Genomic DNA, 12388 nt, shown 5'->3' on the forward strand with positions numbered 1-12388 from the left:
GTAGAGCGCAGTGTGCGTGGTTTTCCACGCGGGTCGAGGGTGCACCTTCCTGACGCCTTTATGGCCGTGCCCGACCCGAGGTATGGCCATGACCATCTCCGAGAGGACATCCGCACGCCACCGGCTGGCCCGGGCGGTCGTGCTGGGCTCGCTCCTCGCCCTTCCCCTGGGCTTCGCCGCCCCCGCCCTGTCCGAGCCGCTGACTTTGTCGGATCCGCTGACCCAGTCCGACCACGACAACAACTGGTACAGCGATTGCGACCACAACGGCAACTGGGGCTGGCAACAGAACCGAGGCCGCTGGCAGAACGGCGACTGCGACAACAATCGCGGCCACTGGGAGTACCGCGACCGCGACAACGGCTGGGGCTGGCGCCGCGATTACGACGACAACTGGGGCGGCCAGAACCGCGGCAGCTACCAGCAGTCGCCCTTGTGGTGCCAATTCGGCAGCTGCTGACCGTCTTTCACAGCCGTCCCGCGTCCCCGCGCGGGACGGCTGAACCCTGCCGTTCGGATGCTCAGTCGCTGGCCAGCGACCGAGCGATGACCAAACGCTGGATCTGGTTGGTGCCCTCGAAGATCTGGGTGATCTTGGCTTCGCGCATGTAGCGCTCGACGGGGAAGTCCTGGGTGTAGCCGTAGCCGCCGAGGACCTGGACGGCGTCGGTGGTGACCTTCATGGCGGCGTCGGTGGCGACGAGTTTGGCGACGCTGGCCTGGCGGGAGTAGGGGAGTCCGGCGTCGCGGCGGCGGGCGGCGTCGAGGTAGGTGGCGCGGGCGGAGTCGACGGCGGCGGCCATGTCGGCGAGGACGAAGCCGAGGCCCTGGTGGTCGATGATGGCGCGGCCGAAGGCTTCGCGCTGCTTGGCGTAGGCGACGGCGTCGTCGAGGGCGCGCTGCGCGATGCCGGTGGCGACGGCGGCGATGCCCAGGCGGCCGGAGTCCAAGGCACTGAACGCGATCGGGAGACCCTGACCCGGTGCGCCGAGGAGGCGTTCGGTGGGCACGAAGGCGTCGTCGTAGGCGGCGCTGGTGGTGGGGACCGCGCGCAGACCCATCTTCTCCTCGGGCTTGCCGAAGGTCAGGCCCTCGGTGCCGGCGGGCACCAGGAAGCAGGAGATGCCGCGCGAGCCCTCGCCGGTGCGGGCGAACAGGGTGTAGTAATCGGCCTTGCCGCCGTTGGTGATCCACGCCTTGGTGCCGGTGATCAGGTAGCCGCCCTCGGTCTCGGTCGCCCGGCAGCGCAGCGCCGCGGCATCGGAACCGGCATGGGATTCGGACAGGCTGTACGCGCCGATGAGGTTGCCCGACAGCATGTCCGGCAGCCAGCGCTGCTTCTGCTCGTCGGTGCCGTACACGAACAGCGGGTGGCACGACAGGCTGTGCACGCTCACCGCCACGGCGACCGCGGCCCACCGCGCGCCGAGCTCCTCGAGCACCTGCAGGTACACCTCGTAGGGCTGGCCGCCCCCGCCGAACTCCTCCGGATACGGCAGGCTCAGCAGCCCCGCCGCGCCGAGCGCCCGGAACGCCTCGTCCGGATAGCGCTCCTGCTTCTCGTACTCGGCCGCGATCGGTTCGAGCACCTTGTCCGCGATATCGCGGGTGAGCTCGATGAGGTCGCGGGCTTCGGACGTGGGCAGCAAACGATCGACGGACATGAGGTCACAGTACGACCGACACCCAATTGCGTGCAAGGCAGCACGCAATTTCGCAAGGCGGCTAGACTGACCAGGTGGTATCCGGTCTACCCCCGAACAAGCACCAGGAGAAGAGCCTCCGCACCCGAGCCCTGCTGCTCGACGCCGCCATCGACAGCCTGGCCGAGGTCGGGTACGCGAGCGCGTCGATCGCGGATATCACCGCGCGGGCCGGGGTGACCCGGGGTGCGCAGCTGCACCACTTCCACACCCGGCAGGAATTGTTCGCACAGACCATCGAGCATCTGACGCAGCGGCAGGGCGAGGCGCTGCGACGGCGGGAGCGGACACTGCCGGGGGCGTCGTCGCCGGGCGAGGTGCTGGTCGAGCTGGTGACCGCGCCGTTCGCGGGCAAGCTCGGCAAAGCCGCGGTGGAGTTGTACGTCGGCATCGCCAATGACAAGGACCTGCGCCGCAACATGCTGCGCGTGCAGCACGACCTGACCGCCGAACTGCTCGACGCCTGCGGCCGTTTCGTGGACGTCCCGCGCGAGCGTCTGGAAGCCGCCTTCTGGCTCACCATCAACTTGGTGCGCGGCGCGACCCTGGACGAGATGGTCGGTCGAGATCGTCTGCGGCGCAAGCAGGTTCTCTCGGACTGGGCGCGGCTCGCCGACGGCATGCTGGCGTAAACGCATCGGTCGCGAGGCGCGATAACGAACCGTTGAGTGGTTCGTTATCGCGCCCGGGCAGTCGGGCGTGACCTCGGGGGAGGTGCGCCGTCATGGCGATCAATCGTCGAAACCTGTTGCGGGCGACCGCGCTCGGAGTCGGTCTGGCCGGATTGAGTTCGGTGACCGGCTGCGAACCGGAAGGTATGCCACGTGCGGAAACACCTGCCGGGCAGGTCGATTGGGAAGGTCTGCGACAGAAGCTGGCCGGGACGCTGAACCTGCCGTCCGATTCCGGTTATGGAACAGCCAAACTGGCCTTCAATCCGGTGTTCGACAGTCGCCGTCCGGCGGCGGTCGCTCAGGTGACCAACGCATCCGATGTGCAGGCGTGCGTGAACGCCGCGGCGAGCGCGAGGATCCCGGTGGCCGCGCGCAGCGGCGGACACAGCTACGGCGGATACTCGACACCCGACAACGGCCTGGTCGTCGACCTGGGTTCCATGAGCGGTGTGGAGGTGAAACCGGACGGCACCGCGGTCATCGGCGCGGGCGCCCGGCTGATGGATGTGTACTCCGGCCTGGCCAAGGCCGGTCGCTGTCTGCCCGCGGGCTCGTGCCCGACGGTGGGCATCGCCGGCCTGACTCTGGGCGGCGGCCTCGGCGTCTTGACCGGAAAGTACGGATTGACCTGCGACAACCTGATTTCGGCGCAGGTGGTCACCGCCGACGGCACCGTGCGCACCGCCTCGGCGACCTCCGAACCCGACCTGTTCTGGGCGCTGCGCGGCGGAGGCGGCGGCAACTTCGGCATCGTCACCTCCTTCACCTTCAAGACCGTCGCGGCACCGCAACTGGCCGTCTTCCAGGTCCGCTTCCCGGCCGGGTCACTGACGGATGTGCTCGGGGCCTGGCAGACGTTCACGGCCTCCGCACCCGACGAATTCTGGTCCACCCTGGGCATTTCCGCCGGGAGCCCGCCGACGTGCCGGATCAACGGATGTTATGTCGGCTCGGAGAGCAATATGAATGCCCTCCTCGACAAACTGGTGGCGGCCACGAAGACACAACCGTCCAACCGGTATTCGATTTCCAAGGATTACCTCTCGGCGATGAAGTACTTCGGCGGTTGCGCGAATTACTCGGTCGAGCAGTGCCGGCCGGACTGGAATGGCGGGGGAGTGCTCGGACGGGAGTCGTTCACCGCGTCCTCGCGAGTGCTGACGAAACCGTTGGCGGACCCGAGCCGATTGACCGCATTGCTGACCGGACGCAGCGGGATGGATGTTCTCCTCGACAGCATGTCCGGCGCACCCGCGCGAATCGGCGCGAAGGACACGGCTTTTCCCTATCGAGGCGCATTGGCCACCGCACAGATTTATGTCGGTGCCACCACACCGGAGGCACGGACCGCCGTGAATGAGGTGCGTGACGGCCTCGGCGCCTTGACCGGCAACACCGCATTCGTGAACTACATCGACCCCGGCCTAACCAACTGGGCGACCGCCTATTACGGCGACAATTCCGCTCGATTGCGTGGCATAGCGAAACGCTATGATCCGGCCGGCGTTTTCGTCTTCGACCAATCGGCAGCCAAGGCTTGAGGCTCTGCTGGTCCAGGTCAGCAGGTTTCGAGAGTGTGCAGGATCGGGCGCAGGCGGGCGAGAGCCCGCTCATCCTCGACGGCGATATCGCCCGTGGAGTCGAAGCGTTCGTCGCGGTCGGCGAAGGCCCGGAGCTTCGTCGCGACCGAGCGGCGGACCACCGCGGGCGCGGCGGTGAGTCGCTCGGTGAGTCGGATCCCGAGGTCGCGAGCCCAGCTGTCGGCTACCGCGCGCGCCACGACTTTCGTGATGCGTGCGGGAGTTCCGGGCAGTGGCAGCCCGAGGTCGAGGAGTGCGATCGCGGCCACCACGCTGGTTTTGACGAGCGGGCCGTTGTAGTTCTTGCGGTCGGTGACGACCAGATCGGCGAGCAGCGCCTCGAGGTCGGTCACGGCCTCGGCCGGAAGTAGCTGCCTGGCACGCCAATCGAGCGCCAGCCCGATAGCGTCTTCGATCGGTTCGGTACCGGCGTCGAGAATGCCGCGCAGCGCGGGCCAGCCGGTTGCGACGTGGCCCGAGTCGAGGTCCGCGAGGATGCGCAGAGCGGTGACCTGGTTGCCTCGCTCGAACACGCTGACCGCGACTTCGGTGCCGACGAGGCCGCGACACCAGTCGAGGAACCGGGGATCGGTGCGGTCGGCCCAGTGCTCGAGGACGGCGGACTCCGTATAGCGGAGGTCGGCGTCGAGGACAGGATGGAAGTCGGCCGGGTCCCGCGTCATTCGTGCGAGAGCCAGCAGAACGGTCGCGTCCCCGCCGTGGCTCGCTGTGCGAACGTGGTCGATGCCGGCGGTATCGCCCCACGCCGCGAGTGCGCCGGCCGCTTGTTTCGGCGCGACCTCCAGGAGCTCCCGGACCGCGGGCAGCGCGTCGGCAGTGGCCTCGGCGGGCCAGCTGGCGAGCAACGCGACGAGGTGTCCGGCTCCGTCCTGGGATGGCTCGGTCGGCGGATTCTGCCGCAGCGCCTGCAGGATCGAAGCGACCAGCATGCTTGCCGGGGGTGCCTGTTCGCTCACGAGTGCGTGGCCGAGCGCGGATCGTCCGGATGCCGAGGTGGCCACCATGAGGCCGCGCGCGGCCGGGTTGGTGAGCAGGGCTCGGGCCATCGGGCGCGACCATCGTCCGTCGCCCGCGCGTAGCAGGGCGAAAGCCGCATCCGCACGAGCATCGGTGTGAAACGCGGTCGACCCGAAGGTGGAAATGCCACCGGTCGTGACCCGTTCGGCGAGGGCGGCGAGCGCATCCCGGACCTCGGGCGTCGGCGGGCATTGGCGCAGTGCGGCGATCATCGTCTCCGGCGTGGACTCGGGCAGTGTCGCGAGAGCCAGCAAGCGGCGAACCGCCGCGGCGGCATTGCCCCGGGAACCGAGGACGACCTCGACGAGTCCCGCGATCGTCGCCTCGTCCGGTGTCGGCAGCGCCGCGAGCACATGGGCCGCCGCGCCGGAGTCGACCGCGCTCAACCACTCCGGCAGATTGTCGACACCGAACGCCACGTTCGGCGCGACCTCGACGGCGAGTTCCCACCCCGCCACCAGTAAGTCCAGGTCGGCGGTCGCGCCGTCCCCGGCCCCGATCCGAGCGAGCGTGGCCGCCATCGCGAGGCCGGGATCCCCGTCGGCGAGCACCGCCGTGACATCGGCCCCGAGAGTCGTGAGCGTGGCAACGCAGGCCTGTTCGACCTGTCCCGCGGGTCTGACGCCGGCCCGCGCCGCGAGCATCTGCGGCACGGCGGAATCGACTGTGCGTGAATCGGCTTGGAGCAGCGCCGCGGCGGCCGCTTCGGGGCCGTCGTCGGAGATCAGCGGCTGTACCAGGGCGGCGATCGCAGTCAACGAGTCTCGGGCCGACCGGACGATGACGGCTGTCTCGGCGTCGTCCATGTCCAGCTGTTCGTAGTCGCGGACCGTGTCGGCGAACATCAGAAGCAGCCACGCCGTGTTCTCCGCGTCCGCGGTCTGCCGTGCCCCGAGTAGTGCCGCGATCGCCATCATCGCCGGTGGGGTGGAGTCGTAGAGGGTGCCCTGGTGCAGCACCGCTCCCCACAACTCGTGCAGCGCCGCCTCGACGGTGTCCGCCTCGGTCAGTCCGTCGATCCAGCCGGGTACGTCGCTCGCGTCGCCGTACGCGTGCTCCAGTGCTGGCCAGTCGACTTCGGCGACAGGGGTGTGCCGGGGCACGCCGTGCATGAAACTCCTCGTTGTCGGACGGCCGGACGCCGGGCAGGGGTGTCCTGCCCGCACGGGTTCGCTCAGAAGTGTGGGTCGCGCTCAGAAGTCCGCGGGCAGCCGGGAGTACACACCCGGGTACCCGTCGAGCGCGACGCCACGGGCCCACGAGGTGATACCGACCAGTTTTCCGTCGATGAGCAGTGGTCCGCCGCTGTCGAATTCGCCGGTGTCGGCCGTGGTGGAGCCCGCGCACACCATCTCGGTGGCGTCGAAGGCACCTGGATAGGCGGCGGCGCAGGCGGCGTCGGACACCATGGGAACCGTGGCTTGCCGCAAAACGGTGTTGAACAGATCGCCATCGGAGGTGCCGCCCCAGCCGAGCACGGTGCCCGTATCGCCCCGGGGTGCGGCGATCGGAACGGTCGGGCGGGACTGCGGCTGCGCGAGCGTCAGGATCGCGAGGTCGTGATGGTAGACATCGACGCCGTCGATGGTGTCGGAACGAAAGCCCGGGTGCAGACGGACTGCCGTGACTTTCACGGTCGTTCCGTCACGTGAGGCCAGATCGCTGCGGTCGAAGGTGACGGTGAGCGCCTTCGGCAAGAGCTGTGCGAATTGCACGCAGTGCGCGTCTGTGAGCACCTGGTCCGGTGCGATGAGCGCGCCGCCGCAGAACTGGCCGGACGCGCGGGGGAGGAACAGGGGTGTGCCGACCGCGGCGAGCCAGGGATAGTCGCCGGCGTTTGCCTCGGTGCCGCCGACGACGGCATGGGCGGGGGCGGGCACTGCGCAGCCGATGAGCGCCGCGGCGAGGACGGCGAGCCGGCGGGAGTACGACATCGGGCCATTCAAACAGAAAGGGCCGGGTTTCGGTGGCCGGACATGTCGGACCCTCCGCGTACGGTCGCGGTCATGACGTCTTGGAACGAGTTCGCTGCGGCCGCCCCTCGCATCTCGGGAATCTTCACCCGTCGTCACGCCGCCACCGGCAACCTCTGCATGCTCGCCACCCTGCGCAAAGACGGCTCACCGCGCATCAGCCCCCTGGAACCGCGCATCTTCGAGGGTGAGCTCTGGCTCGTGGGCATGCCCGGCACCACGAAGTTCGCCGACCTGGCCCGCGACCCGCGCTTCTGCCTGCACACGGCGACAGTCGACACTCAGGTGAGCGACGGCGACGTGAAGATCTTCGGCAGTGTGCGTGATGTGCAAGATCCGGAGCTGCAACGCCGATGGGCGGAAGGCCTCTTCGCCGAGAGCGGGTTCGACCTGCGCGGCCGCAAGTTCGAGCCGTTCTACGCGGTGGAACTGACCGGGGCTTCGTCGGTGGAGATCGTCGACGGGCGCATGGAAGTGACGGTGTGGAAGCCGGGACAGAAGGAGCACGTCGTCGAGGTCTCCGACAGCTCCGAACCTGCGGCTACATAGCGTGCAATATTGCACGCAGTGCAAGAAGGCATCTCGTGCAACAGTGCACGAGGTGCCGAATATTGCTGATTTTCAGCACATTTCGAGGTCAGCGCCCGGTCGGGTGCGTGTGTCATGACGACTGTTCGCGCCCTGCAAGGCTATCGGGAGCGGCCGTCGAGTGTTGGCGGCGCGGTGGTCTGGTGTCGCGACGGCATCTCCGCCGCCGATTCGCCGGTGCTGCCGGACGGCTGCATGGATCTGCTGTGGCTCGACGGCCGACTGTCGGTGGCGGGCCCGGACACTCGGGCCTACCGTCCGCCGCCCGGCTTCGCGGACCGGATAGCGGGGATCCGCTTCTACCCGGGGACGGCGCCGTCACTCCTCGGGGTGCCCGCGTACGAACTCCGCGACGCCAGGGCCGATCTCGCCGACCTATGGTCGCCCGCCGATCTGCGCACGGCTTCGGAGTTGATCGCACGAGCGTCGAGTCCGGCCATCGGGCTGGAAGCGATCGCTCGCTGGCGCGCGGGCCGAACCGATGCCGTCGATCCCGTGGTGCGATTCCTGGTGGCATCGCTGAGATCGGGCAGCTCGGTCGCGGCCATTGCGGCAGAGTTGGGGACGGGGCCGCGCAGGTTGCATCGAATATCCCTTGCGGCGTTCGGGTATGGGCCCAAGACGCTGGGGAGGGTCTTGCGGATGCAGCGCGCGTTGGCATTGGCGCGCGGCGGAATGGGGCTTGCGGACGTAGCGGTCGCTTCTGGTTATGCGGATCAGGCGCATTTGACGCGGGATGTTCGAGAGTTCTCGGGCATGTCGCCGATGAAGTTGCTGGGGTTGGATTTGGAACCGCTGTCGTTCTGAATATTGTTATATCACTTCGTGATTCGAGCGTGTGTGCGATGAATCGGCGATAGAATTGATGCATGAATTCGATGGGGGTGACACTCGACGACTGCGGTATCGCTGAACTGGCGGCCGCGGTCTCGACCCTGTCGGAATCCATTCAGGGCGGGAAGATGACGGAGTTCTCCGACGAAGACATTGTGACGTTGATGCAGAGGATTGAAACCTGCAAGCGTCAACTCGCCGCGTTGGATACTCCGCTGATTGTCGAAGCGGGAGAGCGTTCGCTGCATTCACGTAGCGGGGCCGGGAAGATGGTGCCGTTCCTGCGCCACACCCTCGGGCTCTCCCGTTACGACGCGTCGGTGCGGGTGAAGATCACCCACCACTGCGGGGAATTCGTGCAGCAGACCGGGCACGTCGCACCACCGGTATTGCCGGTGACTGCCGAAGTGTTTGCTGCGGGCAAGATCTCGCGGGATCACGTGCGCCACATCATGGACGTGATGAACCACCTGCCCGTCGACGTGCCCACCGAGGCGCGGGCCGAGGCAGAGCAGATCCTGGTCGACTACTCGCGCAATGGGTGGCCCGATGACTTGTTGAAGATCGGGCGTGACATCCTCGCGCGGCTGGATCCTGATGGGAAGGTTGTTTCCGACGCTGACCGTCGCCGCCGTCGCGGGATCACGCTGTGTCGCTCTGGTGTGGATGGGATGACGCGGATCGAAGGGTGGATCACCCCTGAGCTGCGTGCGTGCCTGGATGCGGTGTTCGCGAAGCTCGCCCGGCCCGGGATGTGCAACGTCGAAGATCCTGAAAGCCCTTCCGCCGCGGGTGGGTTCATCGCGGACAGTGTGCTCGATGCTGCTGCGCGTCGTGATCGTCGTGATGCCGGGCAGCGGACCCACGACGCTGTGCTGGCGTTGGTGCAGCCGGGTGTGAACATGCGGACCCTGGGCATGCACCGTGGCCTGCCGGTCGAGGTCGTGCTCACTATGAGCCTCACCGACCTCGAAAACGGCACCGGCGTCGCCACCACCGCCTCCGGGACCCGGATCTCCATCAACGAAGCCTTGAAGATGGCCGAAGGGACCCGACCGGTGATCGCGGTCCTCGACGGGGACGGGATGCCGCTGTTCCTGCGTCGCTCCCGCCGCACCGCCAACCGCGCCCAACGATTGGCGCTGCTGGCCCGTGATAGGGGATGTACTCGACCGGGTTGTGAACAACCCGCCAACATGTGCGCCGCCCACCACGTCACCGACTGGGCCAAGGGTGGGCCGACCGACATCAACAACCTGACCTTGGCGTGCGACCACTGCCACGCGCTGGTCAACGACAGCCCCGATGGCTGGAAAACCGTTGTGATGAGTAAAGACTCACCCCACCCCGGCCGGACAGGGTGGATTGCGCCGAAGAGTGTCGACCCCACCGGCACCCCACGCGTCAACGACCGCCATCACGTGGGGCAGGCGATCGCCGCCGCCATCGATTCCAGCTGCCGAACGTGGCGCTCACCGGCAGCATGACACCCGGCTGCTCGTGTCCTGCCGGCGTGCGCAAAGCAACGGGGAGTGTGGTCACCTCGCCTGCCCTGCCGCACCGGCGCTGACGCCGGGCTGGGATCCGCTACCCGCCGACCCCAGCCCACAGACTGCACGCATCACCTACCAGAGACCAACCGCTCCGGCGTCTTCAGCTCTTTGGCTCTTCGTCTCTTTGTCTTTTCTTCTCTTCTCCAGGCGTCTTTTATCTTTTGGTCTCTTTGTCTTTGAGTCTCGAGCTTTGAGCCGCCTCACCCCAACGCCGCGTACAGATCCACCCCATGCCCATCCGGATCAAGCACAGTCGCATACCTCTGCCCCCAAAACGCATCGAACGGCTTCAACTCACCCCGATACCCAGCCCCCACCAACTCCGCGAACTTGGCATCCACCCCAGCCGCATCCCCACAGTCACAGGCCAACCCGATCCGCCCAGCCCCAGGCACCGCAACCCAATCCGGCCGAAACGACCGAACCGTCTCCTCGGTATCGAGCATCAACTTCACACCCCCACCAAGCTCCGCGTCGACATGCGGCTCCGTCTCGGCCCCATCCGCGAACCCCACCCCGAGCCGCCGATAGAACGCCAGCGACGCGCTCATATCCGCCACCACGATCCCGATCACATTCAGTCGAATACCCATGCCCGAACCCTAGGCCCGGCCCGCCCGCATTCTCTTGAACGAATCGGACACTCAGCGAGCGTGCACAGCCGCCAGCCGCGCGGCCCGAATCGCATTCCACAACGGCCGCAGCAACGCCTCCTGAGCAGCCACCGCGGTCGCCGAGGTCGGCGCCGAAGCCGGCTCCCGCTCGGCGACGGTCAGGATCGCGGCGACCTGATCGGCGGTATCGAGAATCCGCCGCGCCCGCAAAGGCATCGAATCCGGGTACTTGTGCCGGGAATGCCCGGCCAACTCGGCCTCCACCAGATCCCGAGGCGGCACCCCGCCCGACCCGAGTCGGGTGGTGTGCATCTGTGCCAACGCGTCCGCCGCATCCCGCACGGCTTCCCGCATCGTGTATTCGGCCTCACCCAACGGCATTTCCGGCGCGAGGGTCAGCGGTACGGGCGTGGAGTACACCCGCCACTGCAATGCGTCCTCATCGGTCCACACCGGTACGAGTCCGGTCCCATTGGTTCCGGGCGCTCCGACGAGAATGCCTTCCTCGGCTTCGGTTGCGGCGGCCGCGAACTCGGTGCCGACGGGTATGCCCCGCACATCTCCCGGAATCGGCAGCACCAGTCGAACCTGTGCCTCCGGCCCGGTGTAGGCCTCGCGAATAATCTTGAGCAGCACCATGATTCCCGCCCCGGCTACCGAAGCGGGGTCTTCGTCGGACGCCCACGGCAGCCCCGTGTGCCCGCCGGTGACGGGGTCTCCGGCGGCCACGGTCTGTCGCGGAGCCCAAGCGCGCAGTTCGTCGAGCACATCGTCGGGGGCGCTACAGCCTGCCAGCCAGGAACCGGCCCAGACCGTGAGCGAGGCGCTTGGGGAACTCATGTATTCGAGGATAACTGGCGGGCTACTCCTGCTCGGTGACGAAATCGATCAGTCGTTCGACCGCACCGATGAGGGGGGTTTCCAGGTCGCGGTAGGAGTTGACCGCGTTGTAGACGCGCCGCCACCCGTCCTGTGGGGTGCCCCAGCCGAGGCGTTGGCAGATACCGGTCTTCCAGTCCTCGCCGCGGGGTACGTCCGGCCAGGCGGGGATGCCGACGGCTTTGGGCCGGACGGCCTGCCACACGTCGATGTACGGGTGGCCGGTGACGAGGACGTGCGGCCCGAGGCCCTGGGTGAGGCCGGATTCCTTGGAGCCGGTGACCAGGTGGTCGACGAGGACGCCGACGCGGTGGTTCGGTCCGGGCTGGAATTCGGCGAGTTTCGCGCCGAGGTGGTCGAGGCCCTCGAGTTGTTCGACGACGACGCCTTCGACCCGGAGGTCGTGGCCCCACACGCGTTCGACGAGGGCGGCGTCGTGGATGCCTTCGACCCAGATGCGGCTGGCGCGGGCGACGCGCGCTTTGTGGCCTTCGACGCGGGTGGATCCGGAGGCGGATCGGGTGGGTTTCGTGGGTGCGGTGGCCGTCGGCTTGACGAGGGTGACCGCCTGGCCGTCGATGAGGAAGGCGGCTTCTCGCATCGCGAACAGTCGCACGCGTCCGGCGCGGTCCTCGAGTTTGACGAACTCGCCGTCGTAGCTGCGGTCGAAACCGACTACGGCGCCGCAGAATCCGGTGGCCGCGTCCTCGGCGACGAGGTCGCGTTCGGCGACCACGCGGGGCACCTCCCGCTTCTGTTTCCGTGCGTGCCCGGTGAAGATGTCGCCGTACTTCTGGTGCCCACTCACCGCGTCGAGGTTACCGGCGGCGGACAGGAATCCCGCTCGCGCCGCGCCCATTCCGGCGGTCGGGGCGGCTGCTGGGCAGGTTGTGCACGGATTCCGCTGATCGGTGTCCGATGTGCCCGGTCGCGGGGCTCGGAGTGATCACGA

The 12388-nt window shown here is 67.7% G+C and carries 12 protein-coding genes; 6 read left to right on the forward strand and 6 right to left on the reverse strand.

Features of this window, described 5'->3' with window-relative positions; all coding sequences use genetic code 11:
* The first annotated feature begins 88 nt into the window (after window positions 1-88).
* Window positions 89-460 (forward strand): hypothetical protein, encoded by a 372-nt coding sequence (locus ACQP06_RS16890; protein ID WP_433673072.1) that lies wholly within the window; start codon window positions 89-91, stop codon window positions 458-460.
* Window positions 461-521: 61 nt separating this feature from the next.
* Here ACQP06_RS16890 and ACQP06_RS16895 read toward each other — a convergent pair whose 3' ends face one another.
* On the reverse strand, window positions 522-1664 hold the full coding sequence (locus ACQP06_RS16895; RefSeq protein WP_433673073.1) for an acyl-CoA dehydrogenase family protein: 1143 nt from the start codon (window positions 1662-1664) through the stop codon (window positions 522-524).
* Window positions 1665-1738: 74 nt separating this feature from the next.
* Between ACQP06_RS16895 and ACQP06_RS16900 the strand changes: the two genes are divergently transcribed.
* Window positions 1739-2335, forward strand: a complete 597-nt coding sequence (locus ACQP06_RS16900; RefSeq protein ID WP_357082299.1) for a TetR/AcrR family transcriptional regulator — start codon at window positions 1739-1741, stop codon at window positions 2333-2335.
* A gap of 92 nt (window positions 2336-2427) precedes the next feature.
* Entirely contained in the window at window positions 2428-3918 is a 1491-nt protein-coding gene (locus ACQP06_RS16905) for an FAD-binding oxidoreductase (protein WP_433673074.1), read from the forward strand.
* A 17-nt stretch (window positions 3919-3935) separates the two neighbouring features.
* On the opposite strand, the gene ACQP06_RS16910 is transcribed toward ACQP06_RS16905, so the two are convergent.
* Window positions 3936-6107, reverse strand: a complete 2172-nt coding sequence (locus tag ACQP06_RS16910) for a hypothetical protein (protein WP_433673075.1) — start codon at window positions 6105-6107, stop codon at window positions 3936-3938.
* Window positions 6108-6188: 81 nt separating this feature from the next.
* Window positions 6189-6929 (reverse strand): S1 family peptidase, encoded by a 741-nt coding sequence (locus ACQP06_RS16915; protein WP_433673076.1) that lies wholly within the window; start codon window positions 6927-6929, stop codon window positions 6189-6191.
* A gap of 72 nt (window positions 6930-7001) precedes the next feature.
* Here ACQP06_RS16915 and ACQP06_RS16920 point away from each other — a divergent pair, with 72 nt between their 5' ends.
* The 3 genes from ACQP06_RS16920 (at window position 7002) to ACQP06_RS16930 (ending at window position 9877) form a co-directional block, all read left to right on the forward strand.
* A complete protein-coding gene (locus ACQP06_RS16920) occupies window positions 7002-7517 on the forward strand; it encodes a pyridoxamine 5'-phosphate oxidase family protein (protein ID WP_433673077.1) in 516 nt (171 codons plus the stop codon).
* A 114-nt stretch (window positions 7518-7631) separates the two neighbouring features.
* A complete protein-coding gene (locus tag ACQP06_RS16925; protein WP_433673078.1) occupies window positions 7632-8363 on the forward strand; it encodes a helix-turn-helix domain-containing protein in 732 nt (243 codons plus the stop codon).
* A 62-nt stretch (window positions 8364-8425) separates the two neighbouring features.
* Entirely contained in the window at window positions 8426-9877 is a 1452-nt protein-coding gene (locus ACQP06_RS16930; RefSeq protein ID WP_433673079.1) for a DUF222 domain-containing protein, read from the forward strand.
* Window positions 9878-10143: 266 nt separating this feature from the next.
* On the opposite strand, the gene ACQP06_RS16935 is transcribed toward ACQP06_RS16930, so the two are convergent.
* The 3 genes from ACQP06_RS16935 to ACQP06_RS16945 are packed head-to-tail and all read right to left on the reverse strand — an operon-like array spanning window position 10144 to window position 12244.
* Window positions 10144-10536 carry a VOC family protein gene (locus ACQP06_RS16935; protein ID WP_433673080.1) on the reverse strand — a complete coding sequence of 131 codons (393 nt, stop codon included), beginning with the start codon at window positions 10534-10536 and terminating at the stop codon, window positions 10144-10146.
* Window positions 10537-10587: 51 nt separating this feature from the next.
* Window positions 10588-11397, reverse strand: coding sequence for a hypothetical protein (locus ACQP06_RS16940; protein ID WP_433673081.1), 810 nt, complete (start codon window positions 11395-11397; stop codon window positions 10588-10590).
* A gap of 22 nt (window positions 11398-11419) precedes the next feature.
* Window positions 11420-12244: a DUF3097 domain-containing protein gene (locus ACQP06_RS16945; protein ID WP_433673082.1), complete on the reverse strand. Its 825-nt coding sequence runs from the start codon at window positions 12242-12244 to the stop codon at window positions 11420-11422.
* Between the last annotated feature and the right edge of the window lie 144 nt (window positions 12245-12388).

Origin of the sequence: Nocardia sp. CA-136227 (genome assembly GCF_050955695.1) — a bacterium.
In the GTDB taxonomy this organism is placed as follows: Bacteria; Actinomycetota; Actinomycetes; order Mycobacteriales; family Mycobacteriaceae; genus Nocardia.